The organism is Hyphobacterium sp. SN044, from assembly GCF_021864465.1.
Classification (GTDB): Bacteria; Pseudomonadota; Alphaproteobacteria; order Caulobacterales; family Maricaulaceae; genus Hyphobacterium.
Map to the genome: position 1 here is coordinate 84,693 of NZ_JAKKUV010000003.1, position 18,840 is coordinate 103,532.

Consider the following 18,840-nt stretch of genomic DNA (forward strand, 5'->3'; position numbering starts at 1 on the left):
GGGATCAGGCGGCGTCGTCCGACAGGGTGAATCTGTCTGCGACTTCAGCGTCTTCAGCCGGGTCGGCTTCGAACTCCGAGATATCCGCGGCCAGCGGCATGGTGAAGGTCACGGTCGTGCCTTCCCCCAGCTTGGATTCGATCGCCAGCTTGCCGCCATGCATCTCGACGAGGGACTTGGAGAGGGCGAGGCCGAGACCGGAGCCCTGATGGCTCTTGGAATGCTGACTCTCGATCTGTTCGAACGGGCGGGCGAGGCGGGGAATGTCGTCCTGGGCGATGCCGATGCCGGTATCGGAGACCTGGATCGCCACGGACTTCTCGACCGTGAAGGTGCGGATCGTGATCCGGCCGCCTTCGGGCGTGAATTTCACGGCGTTCGAGGCGAGGTTCAGGATCACCTGTTTGAGGGCGCGCGGGTCGGCTTCGATATCCGGCCCGTCGATCATGTCGGCGACGACGCGGATATTCTTCTCCTCGGCACGGCCCCGGATCAGGCGGACGCATTGTTCGATGATATCGCGCGGGCGAACCGGTTCGGTCTGGAGCTGCATCTTGCCCGCTTCGATCTTCGACATGTCGAGAATGTCGTTGATCAGCGCCAGCAGGTGTTCGCCCGACGTGTGGATGTCGTTGACGTAGTCGGCATAGCGGGCGTCGCCGAGCGGGCCGAACATCTCGCGCAGCATGATTTCAGAGAACCCGTTGATGGCATTGAGCGGCGTGCGCAGCTCATGGCTCATATTCGCGAGGAATTCGCTCTTCGAACGGTTGGCTTCCTCGGCACGGATCTTCTCTTCCTCGTATTTCTTCGCGAGTTCCGCGATCCGGCGCTCGTTCCGCTTCACGTCCTCGACCGTACGGCGCAGGGCGGATTCGGACTCTTTCAGCTGGTTTTCCTGGCGCTTGAGATCGGTGATGTCCGCGCCCACGGAGACCAGGCCGCCATCGGCCGTGGTGCGCTCGGAATAGTGCAGCCAGCGGCCATCGCGCAGTTCGATCTCATAGGTTTCGCCGCCATTCTCCGCGCCGTGGACCGCGGCAATCGCGCGCGCCGCCTCCGTCTCGACATCGCCGTAGGGGAGGCCGGGCCGGAGTCCGCTGTCGGTGAAGTCGAAGAAATCGCGGAACTTGCGGTTCCAGAGCACGAGGCGCTGGCGGGAATCCCAAAGGACGAAGCTCTCCGTCATCGACTCGAGCGCGGCGCGAAGGCGGTTTTCGGCGGCCGCGACACGGGCCTGTGCACCCTTGCGTTCCGTGACGTCGATCGCCACGCCGACGATCCGGTCAGTCGCTACGGCGTCGCCCGTGTTCCACAGGCGTCCGCGCAGATGGATCCAGATCGGCAAATTGGAGGCCTGAAGCTCGACATCGATCTCGCCGGCGCGCGCCGATCCGCGGATGGCGGCGGACAGACGCTCACGATCGCGTTTCGAGAACAGGGCGAGGAAGTCCGCGCTCGACATGACCTCGCCTTCCTCGCGGCCGAGAATCCGCGCCATCGAGTCCGTGACGTAGACATTGTCGGTCTTGCGGTTCCAGTCCCACACACCGCAGCGTGCACCTTCAATGGCGACCCGGAAGCGCCGTTCGCTGTCGCCGAGCGCGGCCCGGGCAGCGCGCAGATTGCTCATCTGCATCGACAGCGCCGCGCCGAGGCCCACGGCGAAAATCACCGGTGCGACGAAGAGCAAGGCGTAGAGGATCTGGGTGCGCATCCAGGCGCTGGCATCCATCCGCATCGGACCGATCAGCACGACGCGCATATCCGAGCCGGGCAGTGTGGCGGATGCGAAGGTGACCTCGCCCTGGCCAAGCGGAATGCCGTTCACGGCACCGCCGCCTTCGCGCAGACGGTCCGCCTGCTCCGGGGACAGATCAAACCGGTCGAACAGGCTCTCGGTGAAGACGCCCGCCTGCGGCATTGGCCGGATCGACAGCGGCCGTCCTTCCGGGTCGGCGAGAATGGTGACACGGCCATCATTCCAGTCCGGAAGCAGGGCGAAGGGGTCGAGCCGCAAGACAATGGCACCGACACTGCCGTCAGCCAGAGCGACCGGGTGCGCCATCGAGATCGACCGCGCCGCCGCGTCGATCGCCGTCCCGCTTTCGTCCGTCAGGGCCGCGTCCGCCGCGAGACGAAGAGCGGCGCTGTCGGCGCCGTTGGACAAGATCTGGGTGTCGGCTGTCAGAAGCGCGGCATCGAGCACGCCGGGCATGCGCGCCAGTGAAGAGATGAATTCGCCGCCCTGGGCGGAAACGGTTTCGCTGGGAAGCGCGGAGATCGCCATCACCGCGGAGTCGAGACTGCCGTCGATCCCGGCGAGGCGGGAGGATGTACGTTCGGCGATGAAGGCAGCTTCCCGCGCATAAGACTGGCCGGATTCGGCCAGCATGGCGCTGCGTTCCTGGAACAGCTTGTAGCCGATCACAGCGGCGAACATCACGATGAAGACGAAGACCGAAACGACGATCCAGGCAACGCTACCATTGCCGACAGCCGCAGAGGCACCATCCGCGCGCTTCCGGCGTTTGCCGGGCACGGGTGATTTCCGCCCCCGGGAGCGGGCCGCGTCATCCCCTCGAATCATGTGTGTAAAGTTACGGTGACGGAGGCGTGTCTGTCACCCTTTGCGCGCCTAGGCGACGTTCGGTTTGGCTTCGTCGTCGGAACGGCGTTGAGGGCCGCGGTATTTCGACGGATCATGGCGCCGCCGATCCGGTCCGAAATAGACTTTCGTACGGACAAACGGACGCGGACGATCGATGACCATCGAAATCTTCGCGAACAGATCCTTCGCCGTGACAGGCTTGCAGCAGAACTCGGTCGTACCGGCATCGCGTGCCTCGAAGACACGCGATTTCTCGGAATAGGCCGAGAGCATGATGATCGGCACCAGCGGGTTGGCGACCTTGTTCTGGTCACGCAGCGACTTGATCAGCTCGACGCCGTTCATGCCGTCCATCTGGTAGTCGGTGATGATGATGTCGATCGCTTCGTTGCGTGCGACTTCGAGCGCTTCAAGGGCGCTCGACGCTTCGTAGATGTTCGTCACGCTGAACGCATTGAGGATCGTGCGCACGATCTTCAGCATGTGCGGATTGTCGTCGACGACGAGGAAGCGGAGTGGTCGCAGATCGGCCATGTTCGGTCGCTCACGAAGGTTCAGGCAAGACGCGGGGGACTTTAAACAGGAATGGTTAGAGGCCGATTAAGCGGCCGGACTTTCCCTGCGATCGAGCACCATCGGCTCTTCGGTGGTGGCCCGGATCGCCATGACGATATCGCGGGCATGGCGGCAGAAGCCGAGCAGGTCCTGCGGCAGATCCGGATTGGTCGAGGGCAGGTCGGCCCAGTATTCCGCCAGGGTCAGAAGCGCCGGAGCCTGTTCGATCAGGCGTGCCTGGAACTCGATCTTGTTCGGATCGCGGTCGTATTCCGCACCCGGGACGCGCCAGCCGCCCCAATTCTGCTCGTCCGTCACGACGACCGGATAGGTTCCGGGGAAGGGATGATGCGCGCATTCGGCTTCGGTCTGCCACTTGTTCTTCGCACGCAGGACGCGCCATCCGTCGGGTGAGTGCTCCTCGACCTGCTCGGCGGCAAGATCCGCGGCAGTGAAGTCCCGGCCGAGACCGCAATCGTAGTGAATGCGGACCGGTTCCTCGACATCCTTCACCCATTGCGGCTTGACCTGTTCGATCAGTGCCCACGTGCCAACCGGGCGTACGAAGACCCGCTGGTGCTTGTGAAAGACTGCTTTCGCCATGTCTCACTCCCCGTATCAGGCCGGAGGATAGCAGGCCGGGGGTTAGGACGGCGTAAAGCCGTGAGCCAATTGCCTCAGATATCCCAGTCGGGCCGCTTGCCGTCCTCGTCCTCAAGCGCCTCGAACAAGGCGGTAACCTGTTCGCGCTCGCGCCGGGTCAGTTCCGGTCGCCAGATTTCCCAGAGCAGGATGACCCTTGTCTCGTTCGACCGGTTCCACGCCTCGTGGTTGATCGTGTCGTCGAACGCCCAGGCCTTGCCCATCTCCCATTTTCGCACCTCGTTGCCGACCCGGAACTCGCACCCCTCCGGCAGGATGACCGGCAGGTGGCAGATCAGCCGCGTATTTACCAGACCGCTATGCGGCGGGATGTGCATGCCCGGTTTCATCAGCGAGAAGAGGATTGACGGCGAGCGATGCCGGATCCGCGGGATCGGCGCGTCGGCAAGGGCCGCCATCGTCTTCGGGCAGCGGGCAACATTCTCCTCGATCGGCCGGCCATTCTTCCAGAGATAGAAGGCGCTCCAGGCCGGGTTGTTCAGAAGCTTGTGGACGTCGTTTTCCGGCCGGTCCTTCCGGCCCTCGATATAGGGGGTGAAGGCGGCGTCATCGCGCAGAACCTCGATCAGTTCCGCCCTGATATCGTCGGTGGCGGCTTCGACCCGGTCCATCCAGGGAAAAAGCGACCGATCGTAGAACTGGATCTGCGGAAGTTCCGGGAAATTATAGACTTTCGGTTCCTGGTAATAGATCTGCCGCTTGCCGGTCAGGACGTCGAACGACCGGGAGAAACGGTCGCTCTCCTCACCGAATGTGACGCCTTTCGCGGCGAGCCGATCGGTCAGCTTGTCGGCGTACTCGCTGGCATACTGGCTGCATTTCAGGCGTGCGCGGGCGACGGCTTTCTCAAGGTCCGGGGGAAGCTGCGCCCCGTCCGGGATCATCCGCAGCACGACGTTGTAGTGCGCGGCGGCGGCACGGTCGTTTCCGGCGAGCGCATAGTCGTCGGCCTTGAGGATCAGAAGCCGCGGATTATGCGGCTCGAGTTCGAGGCCCCTGGCAATGGCTTCGATCCGCGCCGTGCGGTCGTCGAGCGCGGTGGCTGCGAGGGCGACGCCATACCAGATGCTGGCGTCTTCACCGCCTGCGGAAAGGATGGCGCGAAACCCGGCCAGTGCGCCTGCAGCGTCGCCGCTGTTGAGCGCGGCTCCGGCCTCTGCGGCACGTTGGCGAAAATCTATCCCGCCTGGATTCATGATGCCTCCCCCTTGTCACCATGCAACCGGGCGAAGGGCGGCGCGTCAATGCGGCGGCGCGGCGCGGGCAGTCGCATTCGGATCGACGAGGCGCTAAAGAGGCGGCGATGACCGACCTCGACCGCAGATTTTCCGTCGCGCCGATGATGGACTGGACCGACCGGCATTGCCGGGCGTTTCACCGCGTCCTGACGCGGCGGGGCTTGCTCTATACCGAGATGGCGACCGCACCGGCGGTGGTGCGCGGCGATCATGCGCGCCTGTTGCGTTTCGACCCGGCGGAGCAGCCGGTCGCGCTGCAGCTTGGCGGTTCCGATCCGGCGGAGCTCGCAGAGGCGGCGAAGATCGGCGCGGCGATGGGCTATGCCGAGATCAATCTCAATGTCGGTTGCCCTTCGGACCGGGTTCAGTCCGGACGGTTCGGCGCTTGCCTGATGCTCGAGCCGAAGCTGGTTGCCGACTGCGTCGGAGCGATGCTGGCTGCGGTCGACGTGCCGGTCACGGTCAAATGCCGGATTGGTGTCGATGACCAGGAGCCGGAAGAGAGTCTGTTCGGCTTCGTGGAGACGGTTGCCGCTGCCGGGTGCCGCAGCTTCACCGTCCATGCTCGCAAAGCCTGGCTCAAAGGACTGAGCCCGAAGGAAAACCGCGACATTCCCCCGCTGGACTACCCGCTCGTGCGGCAGCTGAAGATCGCGCATCCCGAACTCGAAATCATTCTCAATGGCGGGCTGGCGGACCTCGATCACGCGCTCGCGGAGATGACGGGGCTCGATGGCGTCATGCTCGGCCGGGCCGCCTATCATACGCCCTTCGTTCTGTCGGAGGTCGACAGCCGTTTCTTCGGCGAGAGCGATCCGGTGACCAACCGCATCGAAGTTGTCGAGGCTTACCGGCCCTATATCGAACGCGCGCTGGGTGAGGGTACGCGTCTGCACGCCATCACCCGCCACATGCTGGGCTTGTTCCACGGCGAGCCGGGTGCGCGGCAATGGCGGCGCATCCTGTCTGAAAAGGCGAACCGCGACGGTGCGGGGCTCGAGGTCATTGATGAAGCGCTGGGCGCCGTCGATCGCGGGCAGGAAGCCGCGTGAGCCTCACGCCGGAACTTCTGTGGCTGGCCGCCGGTCTGGCGGCGACAGGCGCGTTTGCCGGCTTGATCGCCGGCCTGTTCGGGATTGGCGGCGGCGTCGTGATGGTCCCGGCGCTCTACTTCGCCTTCGGTCTTCTCGGCTATGACGACGGACCTCGCATGCAGGTCGCGGTCGGAACCTCGCTTGCCGTGATCGTCGCGACCTCGCTCAGATCCGTGACCTCCCATGCCAAGCGCGGTGCGGTGGACGGTCAGGTGCTGCGCACCTTCATCCCGTGGATCGTGGCCGGAGCGCTGATTGGCGGTTTTGTCGCCGATATCGTGCCCGGCCGGGCGTTGACCGCGCTGTTCGGCGTGACGGCCCTTTTGCTATCGGCGCAATTCTTCTTCGGGCGGCCGGACTGGAAGCTGGCAGACGATCTGCCGACCGGGCCTGCGCGCGCGGGGCTGGGCGGGCTGATCGGGCTTCTGTCGTCACTGATGGGGATTGGCGGGGGTGTGTTCGGCGTCACGATGATGACGCTGTGCGGCCGGTCGATCCACAAGGCCGTCGGTACGGCCGCCGGTTTCGGCGTCGCGATTGGCGTGCCGGGGGCGCTTGGCTTCATCCTGTGGGGCTGGAACGAGGCGGGGCGTCCGCCGCTGTCGCTCGGCTATGTGAACATGCTGGGTTTCGCCATCCTGGCGGCTTCGGCCTTCTTCCTCGCGCCGGTCGGCGCATCCCTGGCACACAAACTGCCGGCGGCGACGCTGAAACGGCTTTTCGCAATCGGTCTGACGGTGACCGCAATATCGCTGATCCGGGAAGCGTGGGTGGGCGGCTAGACGCCGAACAGGTGCAGCACGAAAGCACCTGCGCCGATCAGGGCCACCCAGATTGCGATGTATCCGATCGTCTGGCCGATATTGCGCCGGATGATGTCCAGATTGGCGGTCAGCAGGAAGGCCAGTAGCAAGACGAGGTAGAAGGCGCGTTCCGGTGGAACGTGTCCGGGCAGGATGTCCCGGCTTGCCGGGACCAGAATGATGACGATCAGGGCGGTGAGGGCGCCGGCCGCCGCGATCAGCAGATAGGATCGCATCATTTCCTCTCCTTTGCCGCCCGATAGGCATCGCGCCTTGCCGGCAAGGCTTCGCCGATCGCCGCGCGTTCATCATCGCTATAGCGCGTCCAGCGCGCCAGTTCTTCCATGGTACGGAAACAACCGACGCAAATCTGGCGTTCGGGGTCGACGAAGCAGACCTGGATGCAAGGGCTCCACATCGCTTCAGTCTCCGCGCTGCGGGAAGAATCGCGAGCGCAGCCAGCCGAAGGTCGAGTTGCCGCGTAGCGCGTCACGATAAGCGCTGTCCATGAAACGGGTGATGTTGCGGACCTCGCCCAGCTGGTCGAGGCGGGTGCGCATGGGCGTTTCAGGATCGAGCATCTTCACGACCTTCGCGGGCGAACCGGCCACGACGGCATAGGCTGGCACATCCTTCGTAACCACGGCGCGCGCTCCGATCACCGCATGATCGCCGATCTTGACGCCCTTGCCGACAAACGCCCCGTCACCGATCCAGACATTGTCGCCGATCGTGACCGGGCGGCCTTCGGGCGCCGGGTCGATCCGGTCGTAAAGGCCATGCCAGTCGCAATCGGTAACCGTCGCGTTCGCGGCGAACATGCAGGCGTGACCAATCGTGACGCGTTTGGCAGCAAGGATGCGCGTCCCGCCGGAGAAGAGACACGCGTCACCGATTTTGATCGCGGCGTCGCGATCATGCGGAGCCCAGACGGTGAAGCGGACGACCGAATCCTTCGACGCGATGACGTGCAAAGACGTCCCGACCGAAATGTTCGGACCGAAGACTTCGACATGCCAGGGCCGCACGATCTTTGCGGCCGGGCCGATGCGCTCGAAATGCGGATGCAGGAAATGCCGCGCCCACGCATTCTCGTAGCGTTCCCAAGCCTGATGCATCCAATAGGGGCGATGATCTCTTCGCATTCGTCCTCTCCCGCGCTAGACGGGTAGCATGAGCCCCGAAACCATCGAAGCCTCCATCCTTCGCCTGACCGAAAAGCGCGGTCCGAGCAAGTCGATCTGCCCGTCCGAAGTCGCCAAGGACATCGAACCGGACAACTGGAACCGGCATATGCGCGCGGTGCGCGCCGCGTCGGTCGGTCTGGCGCGGGCGGGCCGCATCGTGATCCTGCGCAAGGGCAAGCCCGTCGATCCGGACGACTTCCGCGGCGTCTACCGGCTGGCCGCGCCGCCCGCGGACGAATGACGGAAAAGCCCGACTCGCTCGAAGACCTCCTTGCCCGCATTCGCGCATGCCGGATATGCGCCGACCGGCTCGAACCGCGCCCGGTCGTGCGTGGTGCTGCAAGTGCGAAGGTGCGGATCGTCGGCCAGGCGCCGGGCACGCGGGTTCATGCCTCCGGTATGCCGTTCACCGATCCCTCGGGCGACCGGCTCCGCGACTGGCTCGGCATCGACGCCGAGACATTCTACGACGAGCGCCGGATCGCGATCACGCCGATGGGTTTCTGCTTTCCCGGCCTCGACGCCAAAGGGGGTGACAAGCCGCCTGACAGGCGGTGCGCGCCCCTCTGGCAAGGCGAACTCGACGAACAGCTTGACGGTGTCGAACTGACGCTTCTGGTCGGCCGGCATGCGCAGCAATTCCATCTCGGGAAACGGGCGAAATCGACTCTGACCGAGACGGTGCGGAACTGGGGAGAATACACGCCCGACTTCATTCCCCTGCCGCACCCGTCATGGCGCAACAATACGTGGCTGAAAAAGCATCCCTGGTTCGAAACCGAGGTACTTTCAATGCTGCGCCGCCGCATGAAAAAACTGCTCCAATCCTGAGCGCCGCGTTCTTGTGCAAACGGTTTTCAGCGGCTATCCCCGCGCCGCAATTGCCGACCGCCGGTCCGGCGGAAGGCTCCTCCCGCGTCCCATCCAAGGATCGCCACATGAGCGTTTTTGAACACCCGTCCTTCGACAATCACGAGAAGGTCCTCTTCGCCACCGACGAGAAGACCGGCCTGAAGGCCATCATCGGCGTGCACTCCACCGTGCGCGGCCCGGCCGTGGGTGGTTGCCGCATGTGGCGCTATGAGGACTCGGCTGCGGCGCTCAACGACGTGCTGCGCCTGTCGCAGGGCATGAGCTACAAGAACGTGATGGCCGACCTGCCGATCGGTGGCGGCAAGAGCGTGATCATGAAGCCGGACGGCGATTTCAACCGCGAGGAACTCTTCCTGGCCTTCGGCCGTGCGATCGAGGCTCTCAACGGCAACTACATCACCGCCGAGGATGTCGGCGTCAGCCCGGCTGACATGCTGACCGTCCGCAAGGAAACGAAGTGGGTGACCGGCCTGCCGGAAGGCAAGGCCGCTTCGGGCGACCCCTCGCCGGTGACCGCCGAAGGCGTGTTCCGCGGCATCCGCGCCTGCGTGAAGCGGGCGGGCATGAGCGATCTCAACGGCGTTCGCGTCGCCGTCCAGGGCGCTTGCGGCCATGTTGGCCAGTACCTGATCGGCCATCTGGCAAAGGCCGGTGCCGAACTGGTCATCACCGACATCAACGAGGCGGTGCTGAAGGAAGTCGCGGAAAAGTACGGCGCGACGGTCGTCGACAAGGACGCGATCTACGATCAGGACGTCGACGTGTTTGCCCCGTGCGCGCTGGGCGCGATCATCAATCCGGAAACGATCGACCGCCTGAAGGTGAAGATCGTTGCCGGTGCGGCCAACAACCAGCTCGCGACGCGCGACATGGGCGGCCAGCTGCAACAGCGCGGCATCCTTTATGCGCCGGATTACGTCATCAATGCCGGCGGCATCATCAACGTGATGGGCGAGATCCAGGGCGATTTCGATCCGGCGTGGGTTCAGGGCAAGCTCGACGGTCTGGAAAAGACGCTGGGCGAGATTCTCGACCGTGCCGAATCCGAAGGCCGTCCGTCGAACGTCATCGCGGACGAGATGGCGCGCGCCCGGATCGAAGAGGCGCGGGTGAAGGAGGCCGCCTGACCGTCAGTCCCTGACGATCACGACTTCCGAAGGGCTGGCCGAAAGGCCGGCCCTTTCGCTTTCCTGAAGCCGGGCCGGAGATACGCTCGCGCGCCATTCGCTGCCATCGGGCGCGATGGCGACCAGATCCACCAAGCCGCTGCGGAAGGTCCGCCTGACCGTGGTGAAGGGGCCATCGTCCTCGACCTGCAAGTTTTCCGGACGAACGATCAGGTGGGCGGTTTCCCCGTCCTGAAATTGCGGAGCTTCGAAGGTACCGACCGGCGTTTCGATCCGTCCGGCCTTCGCCGCTCCGCTCCAGACATTCGCCGCGCCAAGTAGAAGCGCGGCGGCGCGCGTTCCCGGCGCGGCATAGAGCGTTTCAGGCGTGCCTGATTGCAGAATGTGGCCGTCCTGCATCAGCGCGATGGTTGCGGCCATCTCCATGGCCTCCTCGGCATCATGCGTGACGAGCAGGGCCGAAATGCGCGATGCGGCGAGCAATTGCGTGGTGCGGTGACGTAGATCCGCGCGCAGGGCCCGGTCGAGGCTGGAGAAGGGTTCGTCGAGAAGCACAAGCTTGGGTTTGGGCGCAAGCGCGCGGGCAAGCGCGATGCGCTGCTGCTCTCCACCGGACAATTCGTGCGGATAGGCGTTCGCGCGGTGCGCCAGTCCGACCCGGTCGAGCCAGATCATGGCCTCTTCGCGTCGTGCGTCGCGGGGACGTTGGGTCAGGCCGAAGGCCACATTCTTCAGCGCCGTCATGTGCGGGAAGAGCGCACCGTCCTGAAAGACGAGACCAAAGCCGCGACGGTTCGCGGGAACCCATGCGCCTGGACCATCAAGCTGTGCGGCGGGCGTCGTGATTTCTCCGCCATCAAGGCGCTCGAGGCCTGCGATCGCGCGTAGCAAAGTGGTCTTGCCACTGCCGGAGGGGCCAAGCAGGGCGACCACGCCGCCTTCCGGCAGATCGAGGTCGATCCCGCGAAGAATCTCGCGCTGGCCGCGCAGGAAGCGGGCATTCCGCACGGTGAGGAGCGGGGCCGTCATCGCAGTTCGATACGTCGGGGCGCGACGGCCTGACGCGCTACGACCGCCATGGCGGGCAGGGCGAGCGCGACAAGCACAAGCGCCGGCAGGGCGCTTTGCCCCAGGCGTTCGTCTGACGCGTAATTGTGGGCCACGACCGCGAGGGTGTCGAAATTGAAGGGGCGCAGGATCATCGTGGCCGGAAGTTCCTTCAGGACTTCGACAAAGACAATCAGCGCGGCTGCTAGAATACCGCCGGAGGCGAGCGGCCAGTGCACCTGCCAGAAGCGGCGCACCGGTCCCGCACCGGCGAGCCGCGATGCCTCGTCGAGTGACGGCGGGATGCGTGCCAGCGCGGTCTCGCAGGGACCGATTGCCGCAGCAGCGAAGCGCGTCAGATAAGCGAAAACGAGCGCCAGCACGGTTCCGGTCAGCAAGATCGGGAAAAGGCCGCCCGCCGCGCGATCGAGCCCGCTCTGCACCACGCCAAGCACGGCGAGAACGCCAACCGCCGCGACGGCTCCCGGGGCGGCGTAGCCCAGCATCGCTGTGCGGACCGGTATCGAGGCGAGCCGTCCGCCCGAGCGCAGCGCGTAGGCGCTCGCGAGACCGAAAAGCGCGGCGAGCCCGGCCGTTGCCGCGGCGAGCGAGATCGAATTGAGCGACGAGTTCAGAATGTTCCGTGCCGGTTCGGCGTGCCAGGCATGCCAGACAAGCCGCGCCAAAGGCGCAACAAGCGCCAGCACGATGGGCGAAAGACAGGCCAGTATCGCGAGCGCGCTGCCGACCGGCCCAAGCGTTGTTCTGACCGGCATGTTGCGCTGCCCTGCCGAGCGCGCACGGGACCGTCCCGCCCGTTCGAGTGTGGTCAGGAGGAGGGCGATGCCGACAATCATGACGGCCAGGCGCGCGGCGTCGGCGAGCGATCCTGCGCCCGACCAGGCGCGCAGCACGCCGACAGTCAGGGTCGGGGCGCCGAGATGGATGACCGCGCCATAGTCGGCGAGCGCTTCCATCGCGACGAGGGCCAGACCGGCGGCGATGGCCGGCCGCGCAGCGGGCAGCGCCACGGTCAGGATCGCCGAAGCGTGCGAGCGGCCGAGCGCCAGCGCGGCCTCCTCCAGATGCGGCGGCTGCCGCAGGAAGGCGTCCCGGGTCAGCAGGTAGACGTAGGGGTAGAGCGTGACCGCGAAGATCAGGCCGGTGCCCCACCATCCCCGCACCGTCGGCAAGCCTCCGAGCGGTCCAGCGGCGAGTGTGAGGTCCAGCCAGCCATAGGCGGCGATATAGGCCGGCATGGCGAGGGGTAGCGCCAGGGCCCATTCGAACACGCCCCGCCCCGGAAAGCTCGTGCGCGCGATCAGCCAGCCCAGGCCGGTCCCGATCAGGGCGGCCCCCGAGGCCGCGGTGATGAGCACCAGAGCCGTGTTGACGGCGTAGTCCGGAAGGCGGGTCGATGCGAGATGCTGCAGATAGCCGTCCGCGCCGGTGCCCGTGATGGCAAGCACGACAACGGCCAGCAGCGGAAGTGTTGCCACTCCCGCTGCCACGACAGCCAGAATTACCGGGAATGGCGGCAGAGACAGGCTCCGCCGCCTCGTGCCGATCAGGGCCATTCAGCGCGGTCGAAGATCCGCACGGCGGTTTCGGTATGGTCGCCGAGCTCGCCGAGATTGACCGGGTCGCGATACCAGTTGGCGACCTCGGCCACGCGCGGATTGTCGTACGTCATGCCGGTCCGGGCCGGGATTTCGTTCGTCACTTCGGCATAGACGCGCTGGGCTTCTTCGCTGAGGAGGAAGCGGACGAATTCGCGAGCTTCTTCCGGGTTCGGCGCCCCCGCTGCGATACCCACACCGGATACGTTCACATGTGCGCCGCCATATTCCTGACCCGGTGCGTAGAGCGCGACGGCGTTGGCCACGGCCTGATCTTCCGGAGCGTCGGAATTGGCCAGCCGGACATAGTAGTAATGGTTCACGAAGGACGCGTCGCAGGTCCCCGCTGCGATGGCGCGGATCTGGTCGGTGTCACCGCCGCTCGGCGGAACCGCAAGGTTGGCCGCGATGCCGTTGGCCCATTCTTCCGCCGCGTCTTCGCCCAGCGCGATGATCCGTGAGGCGAGAAGCGACTGATTGTAGGCGTTGTCGGAAGACCGCATGCACAGGCGGTTGTCCCATTCTTCGCTGGCCAAGGCCTCGTAACCGGTCAGAGAGGCCTGATCGACGCGCTCGGTCGAGTAGGCGATGACGCGGGCACGAGCCGTGAAGCCAAGCCAGTAGCCTTCCGGGTCGCGCAATTCGCCGGGGACCATGGCGAGAATGTCCTGATCCTCGATCGGCTGGAACAGGCCGGCCTGCTCGGCGCGATGAAGCCGCGCGGCGTCGACGGTGACAATCACGTCGGCCGGGCTGCGTTCGCCATCGGCGCGGACGCGCTCGATCAACAAGTCGCCATTGGCTTCGACGAGATTGATCTCGATTCCGGTTTCCTCGGTGAAGCGCTCGTAGATGATCCGGTCCGAATCATAGTGGCGGGCGGAATACACATTCACGACCCGGGGCTCGGCTTCAGCGGTGGTGGTGACCCCGGTTTCGGCGGTCGACGCGGTTTCGACGGTCGTATCCGAGCCGCCGCAACCGGCGAGGATCGCACCGGACGCGACAAGCGCGGCGAAAGAAATTTCAAGACGCATGAGACTGGTCTCCCTTCGGTTGGGAACCTTCTGTCAAAAATGCGAATGGTTCGCAACACCCGATCGTGCCGAATTGCTGCGGAATCACGCCAGCGAGCCGGAAAATGCTCTGAAACGGCCGGGGAATGGTGGGCGATAGTGGGATCGAACCACTGACCCCCTCGGTGTGAACGAGGTGCTCTCCCGCTGAGCTAATCGCCCCCGACAGGAAGGCCGGTGCTATACGAGCCGTCCAAGGGGCGGTCAAGCACCCGGGTAAGTGACGAGAAATTCATACTGCGGCGACTTGACGCACGGTCATACTATCGTCACAGAGGCGCGGTCCTTATATGAGGCGCAGCGGTCACGCCGCACTGAGGCGGCGTCACTGCTTTCTTCAAGGGGAGTGCACGTAACGCTGGCCGGGCCAGGTGGTCCTGCCGTTACGGAGGTTTTTGACATGACCAATGACTATTGCACGCCTGAAGGCGCGCGCCGCCTGAAGCAACGTATCGAAGCCTACTGGTCCGAGCGGGGCTACAACGTCTCGGTCGACCTCGTCGATGCCGGCTTCATGCCCGCGATGCGTTCGGCACGTACCGATGTCCGTTCGGACATGGTGAATGGCATGCCCCGCCGCACCATGGCGGCTAATGACCATGGCCCCAGCTCCGCGAATGACTCCGAGCTGGAGCGTCGCTCGGCCTAAGGCCTGAGCGTCAGGACTGCCTCCAGGGCGTCCGGCAAATCCAGGAATGACTCGAGAAGCCGGTCGGCACCCAGTGTGCCGACCGGTATCTCGCTGTAGCCATGGGCCATCAGGATGCAGGGAATTCCTGCAGCCTTGGCGCAGGTTGCGTCCGGCTCCGAGTCGCCGACCAGGACGATCCGCTTCGCGCCCGCATCCACGGACGCGAACAGATGCGCCGCATCCGGTTTCTTGGCCGGGGCGCGTTCCGGTCCGACGATCCGGTCGAAATACCGTTCCATATCCAGTTCGCGCAGCAGAAGGTCGGCGAGTTCCGACGGTTTGTTCGTGCACACCGACAGGCGGGCACCGGCGGACTTGAGACCGTCGAGCGCCTCGATGCAGCCAACGAAGGGTTGGCTGCGGTCGGCAATGCCGCCGCGATAGACCTCGATGAAGCGCCGCACATGCGCATCGACATCATCGCTCTGCAGGTGACGCCCCTGGGCGGCGTAAGCGCGTTCGATCAGGACCCGGGCGCCCCGGCCGACCATGGCGCGGACCTCCGCGACGGGCACCGGCTCCAACCCTTCCGGTTCGACCACCTCATTGAGTGCGCGCACGAGATCCGGGGCGGTGTCGACGAGCGTGCCGTCGAGATCGAACACGATCGAAGCTCCGCTGACATGTTCCGAAAACAAATCTGATCTCCCTGACGCAGATGGCGCTACCGGTGCTGTCGCATCGCGGGCAGCGATGGGCTATAGCCCGACGCAGACTCGCGACTTTCCGGGAGCCCCGCTTATGCCTCAGCCTCGCGCAGCCGTCATCCTCGCCGCCGGTCTCGGCACGCGGATGAAATCCGATCTGCCCAAATGCGCCCATGCTGTCGCCGGGCGTCCGATGGTGCAGTGGGCGATCGACCTGGCGCGGAAATCCGGCGCGGACCGCATCGTCACGGTCCATGGCAGGAAATCGCCCCAGATTGCCGCGCTGGGCGAAGCGGTCGGGACCGAGACAGCGCTTCAGGATCCCCCGCTCGGGACCGGTCATGCCGTCCGCGCAGCGGAAGGCGCGCTCAAAGGCTTCGATGGTGACGTGATCGTGCTTTACGGCGACACGCCGCTGATCACGCCGGAAACCGTCTCGCGCGTGTTTGACGCGCTGCAGGGCGGGGCGTCCGTCGCCGTGCTCGGCTTCGAGCCGGAGGATGCCGCCGCCTATGGCCGGTTGATCGAGAATGCGGCGGGCGAACTGGAGCGCATTGTCGAGTTCAAGGATGCCAATGCCGAGGAACGCGCAGTGCGCCTGTGCAATTCCGGAGTGATGGCGGGCAATGCCAAGCTGATGTTCGAACTGCTTTCCGAAGTCACCAACGACAATGCCAACAAGGAATACTACCTGACGGACGTGGTCGGCCTGGCCCGTGGCCGCGGCCTCAAGGCCGTTGCCGTTCGCGGCGACGAGGCTGAGGTGCTGGGCGTCAATTCGCGCGCCGATCTCGCCGAAGCCGAGGCGGCCTGGCAGGCACGCAAACGCGCCGAGGTGATGAAGGACGGTGCGACGCTGATTGCGCCGGACACGGTCTGGTTCAGCCATGACACCCACATCGGGCGCGACGTGATGATCGAGCCGAACGTGTTTTTCGGTCCCGGCGTGACCGTGGAAGACAATGCGATCATCCACGGATTCTCGCACCTGGAAGGCTGCATCGTGCGCAACGGAGCCCATGTCGGCCCCTTCGTGCGTTTGCGGCCGGCGGCGGATATCGGGCCGAAGGCCAAGGTCGGCAATTTCGTCGAGGTGAAAAAATCAACACTCGGCGAGGGCGCAAAAGCGAGCCACCTCTCCTATATCGGCGATGCCGAGGTCGGCGCGAACGCGAATATCGGAGCCGGAACCATCACCTGCAACTATGACGGCTTCGGGAAGAACAAGACGGTGATCGGCGAGGGTGCGTTTATTGGCTCGAACTCGTCGCTAGTCGCTCCCGTCACCATCGGTGCCGGGGCCTATACCGGGTCCGGCAGTGTGGTGACCGAAGACGTGCCCGCCGACGCACTGGCGCTCGCCCGCGCCAAGCAGGCGAACAAGGAAGGCTGGGCGTCCCGCTTCCGGGCCGCCATGACGAAACGCAAAGGGGAAGGCTGAATGAACCCGCTCGACCGGCTCAAGGACCGCTCATTGTTCCGCACCGAATCCTATATCGGCGGGCGCTGGGAGACGGGGGACAGCCGGTTCAGGGTCCACAATCCCGCCAATCGCGGTGAGCTGGCCGAGGTTCACGATGTCGGCGCCGAGGGCGCGAAGGCGGCGGTCGCGGCTGCTGCCGAGGCGCTGAAATCCTGGCGCAAGACGAGCGTGTTCGAGCGCGGCCGGATTCTTCGCCGCTGGTACGATCTGATCGTCGAGCATCAGCACGATCTGGGCGTTCTGATCACGGCGGAAATGGGCAAGCCGCTTCCCGAAGCGAAGGGCGAGGTGGTCTACGGTGCGGCCTTCGTCGACTGGTCGATCGAGGAAGCCAAGCGCATGCATGGCGAGACCATCGCCGTGCCCATTCCGGGTTCGCGCGGCTGGACGGTGCGCCAGCCGGTCGGGGTCGTGTCCTGCATCACGCCGTGGAATTTCCCCTCCGCCATGGTGACGCGCAAATGCGCGCCGGCGATGGCGGCTGGCTGCACGATCGTTCTGAAGCCGGCACCCGAAACGCCGCTGTCGGCGCTGGCGCTGGCCGAACTGGCGGACCGGGCCGGCATTCCGGCCGGCGTGTTCAACGTGGTGTGCGGCGATGCCGAGGCGATCGGACCGGTGCTGACAGGCTCACCGGACGTGCGCCTCGTCGGCTTCACGGGTTCGACCGAGGTCGGAAAACTCCTGATGCGGCAGGCCGCCGACGGCATCAAGCGCGTGGCACTGGAACTGGGCGGCAATGCCCCCTTCCTGGTGATGGACGACGCCGACATCGAGGAGGCCGCGAACGGCATCGTGCGTGGCAAGTTCCGCGCGGCAGGCCAGACCTGCGTCTCGCCGAACCGCATCATCGTTCAGGAGGCGGTCGCCGACGATCTGATCGCGGCACTGGAAGCGAAGGTGAAGGCGATCAAGGTCGGTGACGGATTTGAAGCCGGGGTCGAGGTCGGTCCGCTGATCCATGACGAGGCGGTCGAACGCGTCTCGGGCCTTGTCGAATCCGCCCGGCGCGAGGGCGCCCGCGTCATCGTCGGCGGTGAAGCGCGGACCGATCTTGGCGGCAGCTTCTTCGCGCCGACACTGATCGAAGGTGGCAGTTTCGCGCTCGATCTGGCGTGCTACGAGATCTTCGGCCCCATCGCCTCGGTCTACCGGGCGAAGGACGAGGCGGAGATGATCGCCGCGGCCAACGACACGCCCTACGGCCTCGCCGCCTATCTCTACACAAGGGATATCGGCCGGGTGCACCGCATGTCGGAGGGCCTCGATTTCGGCATGATCGGTATCAACGCCCCGACCGTCGGCGCGGCTTCGACGCCGTTCGGCGGGATGAAACAGTCCGGCATCGGCCGCGAAGGCGGCAAATGGGGTGTCGAGGAATTCACCGAGCTGAAATACGTCCTCCTTGCAGGAGTGGAATGATGTGCGCCTCGCACCAGAAGACCAGCGCCGCGGTCGCCGCGCTCGAATATGTCCAGGACGGCATGGTGCTGGGGCTCGGCTCCGGATCGACCGCCGAGATTTTCGTGAAGAAGCTGGGCGAGCGCGTCGCTGAAGGCCTCAACGTCAAAGGCGTGCCGACGTCCGAGCGAACCGCCGAAGTGGCCCGCGAAGCCGGCGTCCCGTTGATCCCGGTCGACCAGGCCGATTGCCTCCATGTCGCGATCGACGGAGCCGATGAGGTCGATGGCAAATTCCAGCTGATCAAGGGCGGCGGCGGCTGTCTCCTGCGCGAAAAGATTATCGCCCACGCCAGCGACCTGATGGTCGTGATCATTGACGAGACCAAGCTTGTCGGGGCGCTCGGCGAGTTCCCGTTGCCAGTCGAAGTCGATCCGTTTGCCTTCACGATCACCGCAAAGAAGGTGTTCGACGCGCTGCGCAGCGCTGGCGTGGAACGTCCGGACGTGCAGCTGCGCCGCAAGGGTGACGGGCTGGAGCCTTTCATCAGCGATGGCGGCAACTACATCCTCGATTGCGCCTGCGGCATCATCCCCAATGCCGTCGCAGCCGACCGGGCGCTGAAGGCGATCCCCGGCGTCATGGAACATGGACTGTTCCTGGGCCTCGCCCGCGTCGTGATCGTCGGCGAAGACAGCGGTGCCCGCGTGATGGAACTCTAGGAG

Annotated in this window: 20 protein-coding genes and 1 tRNA gene; 9 read left to right on the forward strand and 12 right to left on the reverse strand. The window is 65.2% G+C overall.

What is annotated here, in order from left to right:
- Nucleotides 1–4 precede the first annotated feature (4 nt).
- The 4 genes from L5876_RS05640 to L5876_RS05655 all read right to left on the reverse strand — a co-directional run bounded on the left by L5876_RS05640 (nt 5) and on the right by L5876_RS05655 (nt 5,025).
- Complete coding sequence (locus L5876_RS05640) at nt 5–2,542, reverse strand: PAS domain-containing sensor histidine kinase (RefSeq protein ID WP_236955148.1); 2,538 nt, start codon at nt 2,540–2,542, stop codon at nt 5–7.
- 96 nt (nt 2,543–2,638) lie between these two features.
- Nucleotides 2,639–3,145, reverse strand: coding sequence for a response regulator (locus tag L5876_RS05645; protein ID WP_236955149.1), 507 nt, complete (start codon nt 3,143–3,145; stop codon nt 2,639–2,641).
- A 66-nt stretch (nt 3,146–3,211) separates the two neighbouring features.
- Entirely contained in the window at nt 3,212–3,769 is a 558-nt protein-coding gene (locus tag L5876_RS05650) for a hypothetical protein (protein ID WP_236955150.1), read from the reverse strand.
- Nucleotides 3,770–3,843: 74 nt separating this feature from the next.
- Complete coding sequence (locus L5876_RS05655; RefSeq protein ID WP_236955151.1) at nt 3,844–5,025, reverse strand: aspartyl/asparaginyl beta-hydroxylase domain-containing protein; 1,182 nt, start codon at nt 5,023–5,025, stop codon at nt 3,844–3,846.
- Between the two features lie 107 nt (nt 5,026–5,132).
- On the opposite strand from L5876_RS05655, the gene dusA reads away from it, so the two are divergent.
- Together dusA and L5876_RS05665 are read left to right on the forward strand one after the other, a co-directional pair.
- Entirely contained in the window at nt 5,133–6,119 is a 987-nt protein-coding gene (gene dusA, locus L5876_RS05660) for a tRNA dihydrouridine(20/20a) synthase DusA (protein ID WP_236955152.1), read from the forward strand.
- Nucleotides 6,116–6,943 (forward strand): sulfite exporter TauE/SafE family protein, encoded by an 828-nt coding sequence (locus L5876_RS05665; RefSeq protein ID WP_236955153.1) that lies wholly within the window; start codon nt 6,116–6,118, stop codon nt 6,941–6,943. Before dusA ends, L5876_RS05665 begins: the two co-directional genes overlap by 4 nt.
- Here L5876_RS05665 and L5876_RS05670 read toward each other — a convergent pair.
- From L5876_RS05670 to L5876_RS05680, 3 genes are read right to left on the reverse strand one after another with little or no spacing between them, the layout of a single operon-like run.
- Nucleotides 6,940–7,203 carry a hypothetical protein gene (locus tag L5876_RS05670; protein WP_236955154.1) on the reverse strand — a complete coding sequence of 88 codons (264 nt, stop codon included), beginning with the start codon at nt 7,201–7,203 and terminating at the stop codon, nt 6,940–6,942. The genes L5876_RS05665 and L5876_RS05670 overlap by 4 nt on opposite strands.
- Nucleotides 7,200–7,382, reverse strand: coding sequence for a DUF1289 domain-containing protein (locus L5876_RS05675; RefSeq protein WP_236955155.1), 183 nt, complete (start codon nt 7,380–7,382; stop codon nt 7,200–7,202). The genes L5876_RS05670 and L5876_RS05675 overlap by 4 nt, the downstream gene beginning before the upstream one ends.
- Nucleotides 7,383–7,386: 4 nt before the next feature.
- Entirely contained in the window at nt 7,387–8,109 is a 723-nt protein-coding gene (locus tag L5876_RS05680; RefSeq protein WP_236955156.1) for a DapH/DapD/GlmU-related protein, read from the reverse strand.
- A gap of 28 nt (nt 8,110–8,137) precedes the next feature.
- Between L5876_RS05680 and L5876_RS05685 the strand changes: the two genes are divergently transcribed.
- From L5876_RS05685 to L5876_RS05695, 3 genes are all read left to right on the forward strand, one after another.
- Nucleotides 8,138–8,392, forward strand: coding sequence for a DUF3253 domain-containing protein (locus tag L5876_RS05685; protein WP_236955157.1), 255 nt, complete (start codon nt 8,138–8,140; stop codon nt 8,390–8,392).
- On the forward strand, nt 8,389–8,982 hold the full coding sequence (locus L5876_RS05690) for a uracil-DNA glycosylase family protein (RefSeq protein WP_236955158.1): 594 nt from the start codon (nt 8,389–8,391) through the stop codon (nt 8,980–8,982). Before L5876_RS05685 ends, L5876_RS05690 begins: the two co-directional genes overlap by 4 nt.
- 107 nt (nt 8,983–9,089) lie before the next feature.
- Nucleotides 9,090–10,151: a Glu/Leu/Phe/Val dehydrogenase gene (locus L5876_RS05695; protein ID WP_236955159.1), complete on the forward strand. Its 1,062-nt coding sequence runs from the start codon at nt 9,090–9,092 to the stop codon at nt 10,149–10,151.
- A gap of 3 nt (nt 10,152–10,154) precedes the next feature.
- On the opposite strand, the gene L5876_RS05700 is transcribed toward L5876_RS05695, so the two are convergent.
- The 4 genes from L5876_RS05700 to L5876_RS05715 form a co-directional block, all read right to left on the reverse strand.
- Nucleotides 10,155–11,180 (reverse strand): ABC transporter ATP-binding protein, encoded by a 1,026-nt coding sequence (locus L5876_RS05700; RefSeq protein ID WP_236955160.1) that lies wholly within the window; start codon nt 11,178–11,180, stop codon nt 10,155–10,157.
- Entirely contained in the window at nt 11,177–12,697 is a 1,521-nt protein-coding gene (locus L5876_RS05705) for an iron ABC transporter permease (protein WP_236955161.1), read from the reverse strand. Before L5876_RS05705 ends, L5876_RS05700 begins: the two co-directional genes overlap by 4 nt.
- Nucleotides 12,698–12,765: 68 nt before the next feature.
- Nucleotides 12,766–13,854, reverse strand: a complete 1,089-nt coding sequence (locus L5876_RS05710) for an extracellular solute-binding protein (protein ID WP_236955162.1) — start codon at nt 13,852–13,854, stop codon at nt 12,766–12,768.
- A gap of 126 nt (nt 13,855–13,980) precedes the next feature.
- Nucleotides 13,981–14,055: transfer RNA gene (locus L5876_RS05715), tRNA-Val, on the reverse strand.
- 238 nt (nt 14,056–14,293) lie between these two features.
- Here L5876_RS05715 and L5876_RS05720 point away from each other — a divergent pair.
- Nucleotides 14,294–14,542 carry a hypothetical protein gene (locus L5876_RS05720; RefSeq protein WP_039718845.1) on the forward strand — a complete coding sequence of 83 codons (249 nt, stop codon included), beginning with the start codon at nt 14,294–14,296 and terminating at the stop codon, nt 14,540–14,542.
- Here the strand turns inward: L5876_RS05720 and L5876_RS05725 are convergent.
- Nucleotides 14,539–15,222 (reverse strand): HAD-IA family hydrolase, encoded by a 684-nt coding sequence (locus tag L5876_RS05725; protein WP_236955163.1) that lies wholly within the window; start codon nt 15,220–15,222, stop codon nt 14,539–14,541. The two genes, L5876_RS05720 and L5876_RS05725, sit on opposite strands and share 4 nt — an antisense overlap.
- 103 nt (nt 15,223–15,325) lie before the next feature.
- Here L5876_RS05725 and glmU point away from each other — a divergent pair, with 103 nt between their 5' ends.
- From glmU to rpiA, 3 genes are read left to right on the forward strand one after another with little or no spacing between them, the layout of a single operon-like run.
- Entirely contained in the window at nt 15,326–16,672 is a 1,347-nt protein-coding gene (gene glmU / locus L5876_RS05730; protein ID WP_236955164.1) for a bifunctional UDP-N-acetylglucosamine diphosphorylase/glucosamine-1-phosphate N-acetyltransferase GlmU, read from the forward strand.
- Nucleotides 16,673–18,136, forward strand: a complete 1,464-nt coding sequence (locus L5876_RS05735) for an NAD-dependent succinate-semialdehyde dehydrogenase (protein ID WP_236955165.1) — start codon at nt 16,673–16,675, stop codon at nt 18,134–18,136. It abuts the gene before it with no gap.
- Nucleotides 18,136–18,837 (forward strand): ribose-5-phosphate isomerase RpiA, encoded by a 702-nt coding sequence (gene rpiA, locus L5876_RS05740; protein WP_369281015.1) that lies wholly within the window; start codon nt 18,136–18,138, stop codon nt 18,835–18,837. Before L5876_RS05735 ends, rpiA begins: the two co-directional genes overlap by 1 nt.
- Nucleotides 18,838–18,840: the final 3 nt, after the last annotated feature.